This window comes from Paenibacillus sp. FSL H8-0317 (assembly GCF_045040685.1).
Classification (GTDB): Bacteria; Bacillota; Bacilli; order Paenibacillales; family Paenibacillaceae; genus Paenibacillus.
The window spans coordinates 2,516,832-2,533,272 of sequence record NZ_CP150294.1; the positions used below are offsets into that span (position 1 = coordinate 2,516,832).

At 47.1% G+C, this 16,441-nt stretch carries 15 protein-coding genes; 14 read left to right on the forward strand and 1 reads right to left on the reverse strand.

The genetic code is table 11. The features are described 5' to 3' along the window. Positions 1-50: 50 nt before the first annotated feature. Positions 51-1,286, reverse strand: a complete 1,236-nt coding sequence (gene hmpA / locus MHB43_RS11805) for an NO-inducible flavohemoprotein (protein ID WP_221824204.1) — start codon at positions 1,284-1,286, stop codon at positions 51-53. 462 nt (positions 1,287-1,748) lie between these two features. Here hmpA and MHB43_RS11810 point away from each other — a divergent pair, with 462 nt between their 5' ends. From MHB43_RS11810 to ylxM, 14 genes are all read left to right on the forward strand, one after another. Continuing rightward, the gene (locus MHB43_RS11810; protein WP_221824203.1) at positions 1,749-2,255 is read left to right on the forward strand and encodes a DUF177 domain-containing protein; all 507 of its coding nucleotides are present in this window, start codon (positions 1,749-1,751) and stop codon (positions 2,253-2,255) included. Positions 2,256-2,444: 189 nt separating this feature from the next. Beyond that, on the forward strand, positions 2,445-2,618 hold the full coding sequence (gene rpmF / locus MHB43_RS11815; protein ID WP_017689233.1) for a 50S ribosomal protein L32: 174 nt from the start codon (positions 2,445-2,447) through the stop codon (positions 2,616-2,618). Between the two features lie 372 nt (positions 2,619-2,990). Beyond that, on the forward strand, positions 2,991-3,539 hold the full coding sequence (gene fapR / locus MHB43_RS11820; RefSeq protein ID WP_047842457.1) for a transcription factor FapR: 549 nt from the start codon (positions 2,991-2,993) through the stop codon (positions 3,537-3,539). Further along, the gene (gene plsX, locus MHB43_RS11825; RefSeq protein WP_047842458.1) at positions 3,536-4,531 is read left to right on the forward strand and encodes a phosphate acyltransferase PlsX; all 996 of its coding nucleotides are present in this window, start codon (positions 3,536-3,538) and stop codon (positions 4,529-4,531) included. Before fapR ends, plsX begins: the two co-directional genes overlap by 4 nt. Before the next feature lie 8 nt (positions 4,532-4,539). Then, positions 4,540-5,529 (forward strand): beta-ketoacyl-ACP synthase III, encoded by a 990-nt coding sequence (locus MHB43_RS11830; protein ID WP_091034990.1) that lies wholly within the window; start codon positions 4,540-4,542, stop codon positions 5,527-5,529. A gap of 25 nt (positions 5,530-5,554) precedes the next feature. Continuing rightward, positions 5,555-6,496, forward strand: coding sequence for an ACP S-malonyltransferase (gene fabD, locus MHB43_RS11835; protein WP_221824202.1), 942 nt, complete (start codon positions 5,555-5,557; stop codon positions 6,494-6,496). A gap of 146 nt (positions 6,497-6,642) precedes the next feature. Further along, positions 6,643-7,392 carry a 3-oxoacyl-[acyl-carrier-protein] reductase gene (gene fabG / locus MHB43_RS11840; RefSeq protein WP_017689228.1) on the forward strand — a complete coding sequence of 250 codons (750 nt, stop codon included), beginning with the start codon at positions 6,643-6,645 and terminating at the stop codon, positions 7,390-7,392. 152 nt (positions 7,393-7,544) lie between these two features. Next, positions 7,545-7,778, forward strand: a complete 234-nt coding sequence (gene acpP, locus MHB43_RS11845) for an acyl carrier protein (protein ID WP_024630176.1) — start codon at positions 7,545-7,547, stop codon at positions 7,776-7,778. Between the two features lie 177 nt (positions 7,779-7,955). Continuing rightward, complete coding sequence (gene fabF / locus MHB43_RS11850) at positions 7,956-9,194, forward strand: beta-ketoacyl-ACP synthase II (RefSeq protein ID WP_062833763.1); 1,239 nt, start codon at positions 7,956-7,958, stop codon at positions 9,192-9,194. 13 nt (positions 9,195-9,207) lie between these two features. After that, the gene (gene rnc, locus MHB43_RS11855; protein ID WP_036670338.1) at positions 9,208-9,912 is read left to right on the forward strand and encodes a ribonuclease III; all 705 of its coding nucleotides are present in this window, start codon (positions 9,208-9,210) and stop codon (positions 9,910-9,912) included. A gap of 409 nt (positions 9,913-10,321) precedes the next feature. After that, positions 10,322-13,891, forward strand: coding sequence for a chromosome segregation protein SMC (smc, locus tag MHB43_RS11860; RefSeq protein ID WP_221824201.1), 3,570 nt, complete (start codon positions 10,322-10,324; stop codon positions 13,889-13,891). A 108-nt stretch (positions 13,892-13,999) separates the two neighbouring features. Beyond that, positions 14,000-15,013 carry a signal recognition particle-docking protein FtsY gene (ftsY, locus tag MHB43_RS11865; RefSeq protein WP_221824200.1) on the forward strand — a complete coding sequence of 338 codons (1,014 nt, stop codon included), beginning with the start codon at positions 14,000-14,002 and terminating at the stop codon, positions 15,011-15,013. Between the two features lie 147 nt (positions 15,014-15,160). Then, entirely contained in the window at positions 15,161-15,808 is a 648-nt protein-coding gene (locus MHB43_RS11870; RefSeq protein WP_221824199.1) for a hemolysin III family protein, read from the forward strand. 262 nt (positions 15,809-16,070) lie between these two features. Further along, complete coding sequence (ylxM, locus tag MHB43_RS11875) at positions 16,071-16,421, forward strand: YlxM family DNA-binding protein (RefSeq protein ID WP_017689221.1); 351 nt, start codon at positions 16,071-16,073, stop codon at positions 16,419-16,421. Positions 16,422-16,441 lie beyond the last annotated feature (20 nt).

Consider the following 16,441-nt stretch of genomic DNA (forward strand, 5'->3'; position numbering starts at 1 on the left):
ACACGTACCTATACACTTATACATTAGGAGCTAATCACATTTCACAACGTTTAGACACTTTCCGGTGCGGGAGAAAGACTTGCTTTGGGCCCGAAAAATTCATAATGAATGTTGTCCGCTGCAACACCAAGCGCCTGAAGCTCCGTATACACTGCCCGCATGAACGAAACGGGTCCGCACAGATAATAAGTGGAATCCAGTTCATCGATCACTTGACGAAGCCAGGCCGCATCCATATAACCTTCCTTATGAAAGTGATTGTTCGTACGATCAGAACCCTCAGGTTGAGTATAACAATAATAAGCTTTAACGCCCTGATTACGTTCGGCCAGACTGTTCACATGATCACGGAAGGCGTGAGATTGACCATTCGGACTTGCATGTAAAAATGTAATTGCACGGTTATCGTTCAAGTTAACCAGCGTATTTAACATGCTGATCATGGGCGTTAGACCGACACCACCACTCAGGAGAACAACAGGTCGTTGATCGTCTGCATTTAGCGTGAAGTCGCCAGCAGGAGCGGATATCTCCACCTGACTGCCTTCTTCAATGTGATCGTGTAGATACGTCGAGATAACTCCGTCAGGGCGCTCTAACACACCTCGTTCACGCTTAACGGAAATGCGATAGTGGGGTTTACCCGGGGCATCTGAAAGGCTATACTGACGAATCTGGGTAAATGACTGTGCCTCTGGCTGGATTTTGATGCTGATGTATTGTCCCGGTTCATAACTGGCAATGGACTGACCATCGGCTGGAACGAGATAAAAGGACGTGATGACTTCGCTTTCCTGAACTTTCTTGGCAACTTTGAATGTCCGGAATCCTTCCCAGCCACCTGTCTGGTTTTTCGCTTCTGTATACATATCCTGTTCGATCCCGATAAAGGCGCCTGCAATGACATTATAGGCTTCGCCCCACGCCGTGATAATTTCATCCGTTGCCGCATCTCCAAGCACATCTTTGATGGCTTGAAGCAGATAGGTGCCGACAATCGCATATTGCTCGGGAACGATACCCAGGCTGCGATGTTTATGTGCAACTTGCCGGACGGCAGGCAAGATGGAGGACAGATTATCGATATGAAGGGCGGCGGTGTACACCATATTGGCGAGGGCGGCTTGCTGCCGCCCCTGTTTCTGATTTGTATGATTGAAAATATTCAGCAGTTCCGGATGAGCTGTGAACATCGTTTCGTAGAAGTGGCGTGTGATCGCTTCGCCGTGGACTTCAAGTACGGGGACTGTAGATTTAATGATTCTAATTGTGTGCTCATTTAACATATATTTTCCCTCCCGATATGATATGAAATAGTTGGATAATAAATCGGTCATGGAGCTGATCGTGCCTCGGTTTATAGCAAGTATAGATAGGGAGCAAGTAGGTCTGTGTGATATAGATCACACTAAACGTTAACGAAATGTGACCGATGTTTGCAAGGAACTACAACTAAAATGACGACTTGTAGTTTATCTTGAAGTGAGTCTATAATAGACCAGATGGAGTAAACGGTTCTGAGCCATTGGTTTTAAAAAGGGTGTAAAGTTAAAAGTGTTGACAAACGTCTTGAAAAATCGGTATAATGATTTTTGTTTGTTAAGTCAATTTCATAATACTTTTAACGATGAAGCGTCAGAATACATACAGTCAGGATTTACTGCTTTACAAAAGAAGGCTTGACCTGTATAACTGTCGTGATACGTTTGATACGAATTATGAAATTGGTTTCGTTTGGAGTGATGGAAATGTTAATGCCATTTCGCAAAGTGGCTACCAGTGATGGCCCGCTGAAGTTTAACGAACAGTGGGATATCAAGGAACTGGTTTCTAACCGACAAGATATCACAGCCGTTACCCCGCTGACTGCGGATTTATCTGCAGAATTCAGAGAAGGTGACGTTGTGGATGTTCATGGCAAGCTGACCATAGGAGTGGACATGTTGTGCTCCCGTTGTCTCAAGCCGATCAATGAACATTTTCATATTGATTTTCATGAGCAATTCAAGCAGGGAAAACAGCCAGAGGGATTACACGAAGACGATGATACGCTCTATGTGGATGGAGATAGCGTTGATCTGAAGGGTTATGCTGAGGAAGCTTTTCTGCTGGATCTTCCGTTTATACCGCTATGCAGCGATACATGCAAAGGGTTATGCCCCAAGTGTGGCCATGAGCTGAACGAAGGTGACTGCGGTTGTGATAACCAGGTTATCGATCCGCGGCTTGCAGGGCTCAAGGATTTTTTTAAATGAGCATGATTGAAAATCGAACATTGTAACAACGCGGTATTTTGCATAAATCAAAAGAGCGACTTTCAATCAGCAAAATATTGGATCGAAATGGTTCAGTTCGTCCATATTTTGTTCCCGTAAGCGTATAGATCGAATTATGCAAAATACTAACTACCTGCAAAGGTTGATTTTGATAAGGAGGTGGGAATAATGGCAGTACCTCAACGGAGAACGTCCAAGACGCGTCGCGACAAACGTCGCACTCACTTTAAATTGGCTGTACCGGGCATGGTGAAATGTGAACAATGTGGCGAACTTAAACTTAGTCACCACGTGTGCAAAGTGTGCGGAACGTACAAAGCAAGAGAGATCATCTCTCAATAATAGTTGGACATTAAGTAGCACTTCATTTCGATGAGGTGCTACTTTTTTTGGATTAGAGGGTGGCTATAGAGGGAGTTGGCAGGCATGAAATCCGTGCTTCACAGGGGTGTATTGTTTTTGTTAGGCCAGTCTTTCTTTTTGATACGGGATGAGATATACTATAGTTTAGTACCAGGTTCTAAGATTTGACGTTACATATAGATGAACCATAATCCGTTTGAGAACGACCCTGGTGACCAGGGATGCAACTATAGAAGCAACACGAAAGAATGGTTGAACTGGCCGGACGGGACGGTTCCGTAAACGATACAGCGGGGGGTGTCAGGCATCGAACGTGTACCGAAGAGACAGAGGCAACAGCAGTTAACCAAAATGATAGAAGAGAACCCGTTTGTGACGGATCAGGAACTTACACGCCAATTGAAGGTGAGTATTCAGACGATTCGTCTTGACAGGCTGGAACTTGGAATACCTGAACTTCGGGAACGCATGAAACTGATGGCAGAGCTCTCGTATGATCAGGTACGCTCGTTGCCCTTGCATGAGATTATCGGTGATATTGTGGATCTACAGCTGGATAAAAGCGGGATTTCCCTGTTTGAGATTAAGGAAGAACACGTGTTTTCCAGAACAGGCATTGCACGTGGACACTATGTCTTTGCACAGGCTAACTCCTTGGCTGTAGCGATTATTAATGACGAGATCGCGTTGACTGCATCAGCAGACATTCGCTTTGTCCGTTCGGTTCATTTGGGAGAGAAATGTATTGCAAAGGCTTATGTGAGATCGATTCCGGGTCAAAAGGGCAAAGCCAAAGTGGAAGTATTCACTTATGTAGGTGAAGAAATGGTGTTTCAAGGCAACTTTGTAATCTACCATTCAGGTGGAGAAGACAGCGGAGAAGGAGGTCATTTGGAATGAAAATCGTCATTGATGCCATGGGAGGCGACAATGCACCTGCATCAACGGTAGAAGGTGCGATTGCCGCAGCCACGGAATGGGCGGATACACAGATCGTCCTGATCGGCGATGAAGCCAAGCTGGAACCTCTTTTGAGTCAGTCAGGTGTTAGACCTGCCAATCTTACGGTCCGGCATGCTTCCGAAGTTATTGGTTCGGATGATGAACCCGTCAAAGCAGTGCGTCGCAAAAAGGATGCCTCCATGGTGGTCGCAGGCCGTATGCTGAAAGAGGGCGAAGCGGACGCGATGATCTCGGCGGGCAATACTGGAGCGCTCATGACAGCGGGTTTGCTTGTTGTAGGTCGCATGGCAGGCATTGAACGTCCGGCGCTTGCGCCTATGATTCCAACGATTGATGATGTAGGTGTGCTTGCGCTGGATCTAGGAGCGAATATGGATGCCAAACCGGAGCACCTTGCACAATATGGCCTGATGGGCAGTTTGTATCGGCAAAAAGTACAGGGCATTGAGTCCCCACGAGTGGGCTTGCTCAATGTAGGAACAGAGCCAGGCAAGGGAAATGAGTTAACCAAACATGCATACCCTTTACTGGAACAACTCCCAATTCGGTTTGTCGGTAATGTTGAGGCACGTGATGTGCTGACTGGTGCTTGTGATGTGCTTGTATGTGACGGTTTTGCAGGGAATATCCTGCTGAAATCGCTAGAGGGCACAGCAGGTGCCATTTTCGCCTTGCTTAAGGAACAATTCTCATCTTCTCTCAAAAGTAAACTGGCTGCAGCTGTACTAATGCCTGAGCTGCGTGGGTTGAAACGTAAGCTGGATTATACGGAGCATGGCGGAGCGCCACTCCTTGGTTTGAGTAGACTGGTTGTGAAAAGTCATGGATCTGCTGATGGCAATGCCATCAAAAATGCTGTGCGTCAAGCTCGGATTGCAGTGCAGAATCAGCTGGTAGAGAGCATATCTAAGGAAATTAGCGGGAAGTGAGTGACGATATGAATAATTTGCGCCCAGTAGGGGTTATTGGTACAGGGAAATATGTGCCTGAGAAAATTTTGACAAATAGCGATCTGGAGAAAATGGTCGATACCAATGACGAGTGGATCGTCAGTCGTACTGGAATCAAAGAGCGTCACATCGCTGCACCCGATCAGGCAACTTCTGATCTGGCATACGAAGCGGCTATTAAAGCCCTTGAATCTGCAGGCATGACAGGCAGTGATCTTGATCTGATTATTGTTGCAACCATTACCCCGGATTCTTCGTTCCCATCGACAGCTTGCATCTTGCAGGACAAATTGGGTGCAAAAGGTGCCGCGGCATTTGATCTGTCGGCTGCTTGTTCCGGATTTGTATACGGTTTGGCTAGTGCTACGAGCTTCATCCAAAGCGGTATGTACAACAATGCACTTGTTATTGGTGCAGACTGCTTGTCTCGCATTACGGATTATACAGACCGCAACACATGTGTCCTTTTTGGTGATGGAGCAGGCGCGGTAGTCGTTGGTGAAGTTCCGGAAGGTCGCGGCTTCAAAGCATTCGATCTCGGTGCCGAAGGTGCTGGCGGTAGTCTTCTTCAGATGGAAGGCGGCGGTTCCCGTCTGCCTGCTTCCGCAGAGACCGTTGAAAATAAAAAACATTACATCTACATGAACGGTCGTGAAGTGTTCAAGTTTGCGGTACGTGTCATGGGGACGGCTACCATTGAGGTATTACGCAAGGCTGGCATGGAGCGTACGGATGTGGATCTGTTTGTTCCTCACCAAGCGAATATTCGGATTATCCAATCTGCGATGCAACGACTTGAACTTCCTGAAGAAAAGGTTGTAGTTAACGTGGATAAGTATGCAAACACATCTGCTGCTTCCATCCCGCTGGCTCTGGTAGAAGCAGCAGAGGAAGGTCGCATGAAAGCCGGAGATACCGTTCTGATGGTTGGATTCGGTGGCGGTTTGACATGGGGTGCATCGGTACTCGTTTGGTAAAATAGACATCTGGGAGATGAATGAGATGGGTAAAATAGCATTTGTATTTCCCGGACAGGGATCACAGGCTGTAGGCATGGCCAAGGACGCGTATGAGTCCGTGCCTGCGGCAACTGAAATTTTTCGCACAGCAGATGAAACATTGGGTTTCTCGCTGAGCAACCTTGTATTTGAAGGACCGGAGACCGAGTTGAAACAGACATCAAATACACAACCGGCTCTGTTGACAGCAAGTATTGCCTTGCTTGAAGCTTTCAAAGAAAAAGGAATTCAGCCTGACTATACGGCTGGACACAGTCTGGGAGAATACAGTGCACTGGTGGCAGCGGGCGTTCTTTCGTTTGCTGACGCAGTGAGCACTGTACGGGCACGTGGTCAGTATATGGAACAGGCAGTACCAGGTGGACAAGGAGCGATGGCTGCTGTGTTGGGTGCGGATCGGGAAGCGCTGGGGGTGCTTTGCCGTGACGTATCTGAAAGTGGTCATGCGGTTGAACTTGCCAACATTAATTGTCCGGGACAAATCGTCATTTCTGGTGTGAAGGAGGGCGTAGCTGCTGTCGCGGGACGAGTGAAAGAAGCAGGCGGTAAACGCGCCATTGCATTGGAAGTAAGCGGTCCGTTCCACTCTTCATTGATGAAGGGTGCAGCTGAGAAGCTGGCAGAGAAACTGAAAACCGTTACGTTCTCACCGGCAGCGGTCCCTGTAGTCGCTAATGTGACTGCAAGACCTGCAGAGGATGGACAGGTTCAGGATTTGTTGACAGCTCAGGTCTATTCTCCTGTATTATGGGAAGACAGTGTGACATGGCTTATTGAGCAAGGCGTGGATACGTTCATCGAGATTGGATCTGGCAGTGTATTGACCGGTTTGATTAAAAAAACAGATAAAACCGTAAAATTGTACAATGTGAACAGTATTGAAACGCTCGAAGCAACGGCAAGTGAATTAGAAGGAGTTATATGAGTTAAACTAAACTTTTTATATGAGAACGGAGAGGACAGAAAAAATCTGGGGATAACAGCGATCGGAAGGTTATTCTGTCATCGGAGTGGTAAGTGTAAACATTCTTTGGTTGAACTGATATAGATTTGGGGAAAGGAGGAATGATTATGTCTAAACCATTAGAAGGTAAAAATGCACTCGTTACCGGGGCATCCCGGGGCATTGGGCGCAGTATTGCACTGGCACTTGCTGAAGCTGGAGCGAACGTAGCCGTGAATTATGCGGGTAGTCAAGCGGCAGCGGAGGAAGTGGCGGAAGCGATTCGTGCCAAAGGAGTCAAGGCGATTACACTTCAAGCCAATGTTGGCCTGATGGATGAAGCTGAACAAATGGTCAAAGCTACACTCGAAGCATGGGGCAACGTTGATATTCTGGTGAACAATGCCGGTATTACCCGTGATAATCTGATCATGCGTATGAAAGAGGAAGAATTCGATCAGGTTATTGAAACTAATCTCAAAGGTGTGTTTAACTGCCTTAAGGCGGTTACACGTCCAATGATGAAACAACGGTCGGGAAGAATTATCAATATATCCTCGGTTGTAGGTGTGCTCGGTAATGCTGGACAAGCAAACTATGTTGCTGCCAAAGCAGGAGTCATTGGGCTGACAAAGGCATCTGCTCGTGAACTGGCTTCTCGTGGAATCACAGTTAACTGTGTTGCACCAGGTTTCATTGAGACAGATATGACAAAAGAGTTGTCCCAGGAGCTGGTGGACGGTATGCTAAGTGGTATTCCGTTGTCCCGTTTGGGTCAGCCGGATGAAATCGCCGGTGTAGTCACTTTCCTGGCTTCACAGGCTTCATCTTATATGACAGGGCAGACGCTGCATGTCGATGGTGGCATGTACATGTAATTCTTCCCGGACTTGAACAATAGTCGGGGAACAGGCGCTGGACGATCCGAAATGCCGGAAAAAGGCCGGGTTCCCCGGCCGGGAGCCGCATATGTCTTCTATGGCATTTTGCCTGCGATTCTCGTATAATACCAAAGAAGGAGGTGAACCGGATGTCCGATGTATTGGAGCGTGTAAAACGCATCGTCGTCGACCGCTTGGGCGCAGACGAAGCTGAAGTTACACTTGAAGCATCTTTCAAAGAAGATTTGGGTGCTGATTCTTTGGATGTAGTGGAATTGGTCATGGAATTGGAAGATGAATTTGATTTGGAAATCTCTGATGAAGATGCAGAAAAAATCACGACCGTAGGTGAAGTTGTAAACTACATACAATCTCATACCTAAAGTCATTTTTAGTCCCGCACATGTTTTCGAACAGGCGGGACTTCTCATCATTCATTGGTTTTTCTCATTCCGCAAGCAGCTCTACTCAAACAGGCCTATCTTGGTTGAATAGATGCCTGTTTGCGGATATTCCCACAAAATACTTGCGTAATGCAGTCGATATAGAGGTGACTCGGTTTGAAACAAAGAGTAGTAATTACCGGAATGGGCGTAATGACATCGCTCGGAAAAGATTTGGAAACGTTCTGGGGCAGTTTAATGGCAGGAAAGTCCGGAATTTCTCAGATTGAGGCGTTTGATGTTAGTGAATACACGACACAGATTGCAGCCGAGATCAAGGATTTCAACCCGGAAGAATATATGGATCGCAAGGATGCGCGCAAAATGGACCGTTTTGTACAGTTCGCTGTGGCAGCCGGCTTCAAAGCCGTTGAAGACAGTGGTCTGAAAATTAACGAGAATATTGATGCAGAGCGTTTCGGTGTATCCATCGGATCAGGTATTGGTGGATTGGGTACGTGGGAGGACCAACATAATGCATTGTTGCAAAAAGGTCCAAAACGGGTAAGCCCATTCTTTATTCCCATGATGATCTCCAACATGGCTTCAGGCCAAATGTCCATTTCTCTTGGTGCCAAAGGTCCTAACATTAATGTTGTTACGGCTTGTGCAACAGGTACACACTCCATCGGAGATTCCTTCAAGCTGATTGCGAATGGTGATGCAGATGCCATGATCTGTGGTGGTGCGGAAGCAACAATCAGACCAACGGGTCTTGCAGGGTTCTGTGCGATGCGCGCAATGTCTACACGTAATGATGATCCTGCGAAGTCAAGCCGTCCTTTTGATACAGAACGTGATGGTTTTGTTATGGGCGAAGGTGCTGGTGTTCTGATTCTGGAATCCCTGGAGCATGCTCAAAAACGTGGTGCACGCATTTATGGTGAAGTGATCGGTTACGGTCTGACAGGTGATGCACATCACATGACAGAACCAGATCCGGACGGAGCAGCACGTTGCATGAAGATGGCACTTCGTAATGCGGGTATTGAGCCTGAAGAAGTAGACTACATTAATGCACACGGAACTTCGACGCCTGTAGGCGACAGATCCGAAACGCTTGCAATCAAAAAGGCGTTTGGTGATCATGCGTACAAGCTCGCCGTGAGTTCCACTAAATCCATGACGGGCCACATGCTTGGCGCTGCTGGTGGTGTAGAAGCGGTCATCTGCGGATTGTCACTGACACATCAGACACTGGCTCCAACGATTAACCTGGAAAATCAGGACCCAGAATGTGATCTGGATTATGTACCAAATGTTCCACGTCAAACCAAAGTTAATATTGCCATGTCCAATTCATTTGGATTCGGCGGTCACAATGCCACCATTATTCTCAAAAAATTTGAAGCATAAGGGGCTAGTTCGTTTGAGTGAAGATCTGAAGCAGTTACAACATAAACTTCAAATCAAATTTGACAACAGGCAGCTTTTAAAACAAGCGTTTACCCATGCTTCTTATGTAAACGAACACCGGTTCAGTCAGCATCAGGACAACGAGCGTCTGGAGTTTCTGGGCGATGCCGTGCTGGAACTGACTGTATCGGAGTACTTGTATCATTTGTATCCTAACCGTCCGGAAGGTGAATTAACTAAGCTGCGGGCATCCATTGTCTGTGAGCCTTCCCTCGTCAAATTTGCTGAAGCGTTGGGTTTTGGGCAGTATGTACTTCTTGGTAAAGGTGAGGAACTAACTGGAGGACGGACACGACCGGCTCTGCTGGCAGATGTGTTTGAATCTTTCATTGGTGCATTGTATCTGGATCAGGGGCTTGCGCCTGTCCGGACATTTCTCGACCAGCATGTCTTCCCATTAATCGTATTGGGCAGCAAGCTGCAAATGAGTGATTACAAAACGGAACTGCAGGAACTTACTCAGCATCACAATATGGGAGCTTTGGAATACCGTATCGTTGAGGAACGGGGACCTGCCCATGAACGTGAGTTTGTCTCGGAGGTCCATATGGGTCAAGAACGGCTTGGCAGAGGTACAGGACGTTCCAAAAAGGAAGCGGAACAACAGGCTGCATCTGCAGCACTTGATCGACTAAAGCTTCCGGAAGCCGGAGCTTAACCGATAGCGCATAGACAAACGAAGAGCAAAGAGCAGCCCGCGGGTCCGCCCCGGCGGAAGTAATCGGCCGGACTGCTTTTTGCTCTTTTTTTTGTAAAGAGGTTCAGGGGGAGTTTGCCTGATCGTTAACTCATAAGTTGAACCTTATTTTACACAAAACGAAGAGTGCAGAACCAATCTGAAGAAGCGAAGCTAAAAGCTTTCTGAAAGAAAGCTACATCGGAAGCATATGCTCCGCATTTATCTACGGATTTTTCCCTTGGATAAGGGAATCAAGAAAATCTGGGGATAAGAGCGATCGGAGGATGGTACTGCAATTGGAGTGATCATGTGTAATGACAATTGTTCAATTTATTTAGCGCTTGAATGCAATACTTGAAATTTGCAAGAGGAGGTGACGAGAAACCCTATGTTTTTAAAACGGATTGAATTGGGTGGATTCAAGTCATTCGCCGACAAAACGGAGATGGAATTCGTTCGTGGCATTACGGCTGTTGTAGGTCCGAACGGAAGTGGCAAGAGTAATATATCGGACGGAATCCGTTGGGTTCTGGGGGAACAGAGTGCCAAGTCGCTGCGTGGTGGCAAGATGGAAGATATCATCTTTGCAGGCAGTGACGCACGGAAGGCCGTTAATTTCGGTGAGGTGTCGCTAACACTTGATAACGAGGATCACGCACTTGCATTGGATTTTGGTGAAGTGACGGTGACTCGTCGTGTACATCGCAGCGGAGATAGTGAATATTTTATTAACAAGCAATCTTGTCGTTTGAAGGATATTACGGAGTTGTTTATGGATACCGGCATCGGTAAGGAAGCCTACTCGATTATTGGACAGGGGCGAATCGAAGAGATTCTGAGTACCCGTTCAGAGGATCGCAGAGGCATCTTTGAAGAAGCTTCAGGTATCGTTAAATATAAATCCCGCAAGCGGGATGCGACGCGCAAACTGGATGAGACAGAGCAGAATTTGCTGCGGATTCATGATCTGGTGACTGAACTGGAAGATCAGATTGGACCGCTAAAGGAACAATCGGAGAAAGCGATCCATTATAAGGAACTTCGTTCACAGCTCAAATCACAGGAAATTTCCATGTATGTGTACCAGATCGAACAGATCCATGCGTCCTGGAGTAAGGCGAATGAGCGACTGCAATCCCTGAAGCAGGAAGAGGTTGGACTCGCAGCGATTGTCTCTACGCATGATGCCAAGCTGGAAAATGATCGGAATGCGCTGCGTATCCTAGAAACAGAGACAGAGCAACTGCAAGCCGCCTTATTGCAATTCAGTGAAGCGACAGAGAAAAGTGAAGGGCTTGGAGAATTGCTCAAGGAGCGCTCCCACCATCTGCAAACAAATCAGGAGCAGCTTAAAGTAACGCTTGCCGCCAGTGAAGAGAGACATCGCGAACGGGAAACCGAGTTGCTTGCACTGCGTGAGAAGTTTGGCAAACTTGAGCATGAACTGAATGATGTGAGAAATCAGTTGTCCCAGGAAGAAGCCAAACTCATCGGTGTTACAGGTGGCATTAGTCAACAGCAAGAGGAAAGCCTCAAAGGCAATTTGCTGGAACTGATGAATCAGATGGCTCAGACACGAAATGAAATTCGTTATGTGGATCAGCAGAAAGAAACGCTGGAGCGCAGGATGAATCGCGCGGCTGAAGAATCAGGCAAATGGGAAGATCAGAAAGAGACACTGGAAAGTCGCAAAGCGGACATTGAGAAAAAAGTTGTTCGTTTGGGCAAAGAAATCAGTGATCTGCGTGGTGGTTACATTACGGAAAGTGAACGACTTCAGTCGTTGCAGAAGCTGCTCGAAGAAAGTCGAGGCACGGTCCGTAAATGGGAACAGAAGCGTGAAGCTCAAGTCTCCCGCCGCGATACGATGAAAGAGATGCAGGATGATTTTGACGGATTCATGCTGGGTGTCAAGGAGGTCCTGAAGGCTTCACGTAAAGGTACGCTCAATGGTGTTCATGGAGCTGTGGCTGAACTTGTTAAAGTTCCCGAGAAGATCGAACTTGCCGTAGAGACTGCAATGGGAGCATCCTTGCAGCATGTGGTCATGGAAAATGAATCAGTTTCCAGACAGGCAATCGCTTTCCTGAAGCAACGCCAGTTGGGGCGTGCAACGTTCCTGCCTCTGGATGTCATTCGTCCTCGTGCCATTGGCGCGGCTGAACGTTCCATGATCGAAGGTATGGAGGGTTTTGTGGGGATCGGTGCTGATCTTGTACAATTCGAATCCAAGTACGCTTCGATCATTGGCAGCTTGCTCGGTAATGTTATTATTGCCGAAACGCTGGAGGTTGCCAATAAAATTGCGGCTCGTTGCCAGTATCGTTTCCGTGTCGTGACCCTTGAAGGTGACGTGGTCAATGCCGGTGGTTCCATGACGGGTGGTAGCCAGCACAAGAAAAATGTGAGTCTGCTCAGTCGGAAACGGCAGCTGGACCAGCTCGACCAGGATATTTTGGATACCGAAAATCAGATCGTGAAACTGCATCGCAGTGTGGATGATGTAAAAGTTCAACTGGAGCAGTGTCAGGACAAACTGGATGAACTTCGTCAGTCCGGTGACGATACCCGGAATGCAGAACAGCAGGCTTCGATGGAAATGAAGCAGGTAGAGCATGAGCTTCGCCATGTGCTTGAACAGGTTGCCGTTGCCGGGCAGGAGAAGAGCGGCTTCACCGAAGAGATCAAAGAGCTGGATACGGCTCGTATCGTCGCTGTGAAGAAGCTGGAGCAGCTTGAAGAGGAAGAAAAAGCGACCCATCGTGCCATTCATGCAGCTGAGTTTGCTCGGAAAGCCAATGAATCCGCGAAGGAAGAATTGCAGAGCCAACTCACCGAATTGAAAGTGCGCGAAGGCAAGCTTGATCAGGAGCGATTCTCCAATGGAGAACAATTGCGACGTTTGGAGCGGGAAGTGGAGTCGCTGGTGAAAGATCTTCGTCAGAATCGCACGTTGCTGGCTTCAATGGAAGCAGATCTCAAGAAAACACAGACCGAGAGTGTTAAGCAGATTGAAGATCTGAACCAGTACAAGCTGAAAAAAGCGGAAGCTTCCCAGGAGCTGGACTTCAAACGTGCTGCCCGAAGTGAGTTGTCGAAGAAGCTTGAGCTTGCCGAGAGCGAAACGAAGGAACAGCGCACGCAGTTAAAAGCTGTGGAAGAGCAGATGCGACAGACGGAAATTTCCGTGAACCGGCTGGATGTTGAGCTGGAAAATATACTGCGAAAACTGACGGATGAATACGAACTGGGCTATGAACTGGCCAAAGAGCGTTATCCTGTGCCGGAAGACGTGGAGCATACACAGGCAGAGGTACAGAAGCTGAAGCGCAGTATATCGGCCCTGGGTGATGTGAACCTGGGAGCGATTGAGGAGTTCCAGCGAGTCAATGAGCGATACGAGTTCCTGAGTGAACAGAAGAATGACCTGGTGGAAGCCAAAACAACGTTGTATCAGGTTATTCGGGAAATGGAAGACGAGATGGCGAAGCGATTCAAGATCACGTTTGATGCCATCCGCCGTGAGTTTGGTACCGTGTTTAGCAAGCTGTTTGGCGGGGGACGTGCTGACCTTGTTCTGATGGACCCGGAGCGCTTGCTTGAAACGGGAATAGATATTGTGGCTCAGCCACCAGGCAAGAAACTGCAAAACCTGCAACTGTTATCCGGTGGGGAGCGAGCTTTGACGGCGATGGCTTTATTATTTGCCATTCTGCATGTCAAACCTGTACCATTCTGCGTGCTGGATGAAGTAGAAGCAGCACTGGACGAAGCTAACGTGGTACGTTTTGCCCAGTACTTGCGTGAATTCTCCGAACAGACACAGTTTATCGTTGTTACCCATCGTAAAGGTACGATGGAAGAGGCAGATGTGCTGTACGGTGTTACAATGGAAGAGGGCGGAGTATCCAAGCTCGTTTCGGTTAAACTGGAAGATGAGGAAGCAGTAATTGCCTGATCTGATCCAAACCTGCGAGACAAACGAACTCATTGTAATCATTGAAAATCATTCAGATTGAGCATTTTTGCAAAAGCGCTTAGATTATGTACACGATGGAGGGGCTTTATGAGTTTTTTTAAAAAGCTTAGAGACAGCATTGCAAGCAAAACAGAGTCGGTCACCAAACAGTTCAAGGATGGATTGGAAAAGACACGTAAAGGGTTAGTGGAAAAAGTGTCGGATCTCGTAATCCGCCGCAAAAAAATCGATGAAGAGTTCTATGAAGAACTGGAAGAGATTTTGATCGGAGCAGACGTTGGTGTGAATACAGTCATGAATCTGATCGAAGACCTGCGCGTTGAGGTGAAAAAACGCAAAATTGAGGACGCGGCTGAGTTGCAGCCTGTATTGTCCGAGAAACTGACGGATCTTCTTCGCGGTGAACAGAATAACGAACTGAAAATGAACCCGGATGGCATTACTGTCATTTTGTTCGTTGGTGTTAACGGTGTTGGTAAAACAACAACGATTGGCAAGCTGGCACATCGATTTAAACAGCAAGGTAAAAAAGTCATCATGGCAGCTGGAGATACGTTCCGTGCCGGAGCCATCGAACAGCTGGAAGTATGGGGACAACGTGCCGGTGTCGATGTGATCAAACAGCAATCTGGTTCTGATCCAGCAGCGGTTATGTATGATGCGGTGCAGGCAGCGAAACAACGGGGTGCTGATGTACTCCTCTGTGATACAGCAGGTCGTCTGCAAAATAAATCGAATCTGATGGACGAGCTTAACAAGATCTATCGTGTCATTCAGCGTGAGATTCCGGATGCTCCGCATGAAGTACTGATGGTGCTGGATGCAACAACAGGTCAAAATGCTTTAAACCAGGCTAAACTTTTCGGTGAGAAAAGCGGTGTAACTGGCCTCGTATTGACGAAACTGGATGGAACAGCTAAAGGCGGGATCGTTGTTGCGATCCGTCAGGAGCTGGACTTGCCTGTGAAGCTCGTAGGACTGGGTGAGAAGATTGATGATCTGCAGCCGTTTGATTCGGAGCAATTTGTGCATGCTTTGTTCGCCGGATTGATCCAGGAACAGCCAGCTGAAAGTGTTGAAGAAGAGGAAGCAAATTCCTAGAACCATTAATAAGTAGGATGAATTAATAATGTTAACCGTATTGCCAGTGATATACGTGATAAGTGTCACGTGTAATGTCACTGGCAATACGTGTATAATGGAGGTATAAAGAAGGCAATGTTAAAGGGTTAGAAAGGACGGTTGAAAATGGCCAATACGTATACCTATTCTCGCCGTGAAGAAGTCGCCAATGCGGTGACACATGGAATCGGCGCTGCACTCAGTGTAGCTGCACTGGTGATATTGATTGTATTTTCAAGTATGAAAGGCACGGCCTGGCACGTGGTCAGTTTCACGATCTACGGGATCACCATGCTGCTGCTCTATACAAGCTCTACACTCGTGCATGCATGGAAAGATGGAAAAGTGAAAGATTTATTTGAGATTTTCGACCATTCTTCCATATATTTGTTTATTGCCGGATCATATACTCCGCTTTTATTTATTGCTGTTCGCGGTACACTTGGATGGACCCTGTTTGGTATAATCTGGGGTATCGCATTATTCGGCGTGATCTTTAAGGCGTTTTTTACGAAAAGGTTTCTATTCATGTCCACGATTTTCTATATTGCGATGGGCTGGCTCATCGTTATTGCCTGGCAACCGCTTATGGCTGCCATTCCTACAGGCGGAATCGTGCTGCTGGTTGCTGGAGGCCTGATGTATACACTGGGTACGCTCTTTTATGTATGGCGTGGATTTCCGTACCACCATGCGATTTGGCATCTCTTTGTGCTAGCAGGCAGTATTCTTCATTTCTTTATGGTACTGCTGTACCTGACACCACTTCGTTAAAACACCATAAACGGATGCATCTCCACGGACTGAGATGCATTCGTTTTTTCTTCTACATAGAGGTGGATTGCAGAGATACAGACAGGATTTGCTTGTTGTAAAAAGGGGATAAAACCACCCGTTAAACATCGAAATAACATATCATCAGAGCTGTTTTTATTGTGACAAGTATTTTTGCTTGACAACCTGATTTGTTTTAGGTATTATTAGGAACGTTGCAAGAGTGTAAAGTGTTTTTCCTTGACGAAGGGAGTGCCCCGATGTGAGTCAAGAAAATCGGCTTGAGAAGACAAACCGGATTAACTTGCTGTTTGCTTTTTATGAATTGTTACTTACCGAGAAACAGCAGACTTTTCTAAAGTATTACTTTCATGACGATTTCTCACTTGGTGAAATTGCAGCCGAGTTTGAGATCAGCCGCCAGGCGGTATACGAGCATATCAAGCGTGCCGAACAAGTGCTGGAAAATTACGAAAGCAAGCTGGGCTTGCTGGAAAAGCATGAACGGCGTAATCGCAATCTTGAAGATTTGCAAAATGCATTGGAACGCGCAGGCGTCTCCATTGATAACAACAAACAAATACACGATATCGTTGCTCAGCTTAGTGAATGAAAAGTTGGCTGAGCGGAACG

Bases quoted from the DNA above. Each gene is read 5' to 3' on its own strand.
- hmpA (WP_221824204.1), bottom strand. From the start codon at position 1,286: ATGTTAAATGAGCACACAATTAGAATCATTAAATCTACAGTCCCCGTA.
- MHB43_RS11810 (WP_221824203.1), top strand. From the start codon at position 1,749: ATGTTAATGCCATTTCGCAAAGTGGCTACCAGTGATGGCCCGCTGAAG.
- rpmF (WP_017689233.1), top strand. From the start codon at position 2,445: ATGGCAGTACCTCAACGGAGAACGTCCAAGACGCGTCGCGACAAACGT.
- fapR (WP_047842457.1), top strand. From the start codon at position 2,991: ATGATAGAAGAGAACCCGTTTGTGACGGATCAGGAACTTACACGCCAA.
- plsX (WP_047842458.1), top strand. From the start codon at position 3,536: ATGAAAATCGTCATTGATGCCATGGGAGGCGACAATGCACCTGCATCA.
- MHB43_RS11830 (WP_091034990.1), top strand. From the start codon at position 4,540: ATGAATAATTTGCGCCCAGTAGGGGTTATTGGTACAGGGAAATATGTG.
- fabD (WP_221824202.1), top strand. From the start codon at position 5,555: ATGGGTAAAATAGCATTTGTATTTCCCGGACAGGGATCACAGGCTGTA.
- fabG (WP_017689228.1), top strand. From the start codon at position 6,643: ATGTCTAAACCATTAGAAGGTAAAAATGCACTCGTTACCGGGGCATCC.
- acpP (WP_024630176.1), top strand. From the start codon at position 7,545: ATGTCCGATGTATTGGAGCGTGTAAAACGCATCGTCGTCGACCGCTTG.
- smc (WP_221824201.1), top strand. From the start codon at position 10,322: ATGTTTTTAAAACGGATTGAATTGGGTGGATTCAAGTCATTCGCCGAC.
- ftsY (WP_221824200.1), top strand. From the start codon at position 14,000: ATGAGTTTTTTTAAAAAGCTTAGAGACAGCATTGCAAGCAAAACAGAG.
- MHB43_RS11870 (WP_221824199.1), top strand. From the start codon at position 15,161: ATGGCCAATACGTATACCTATTCTCGCCGTGAAGAAGTCGCCAATGCG.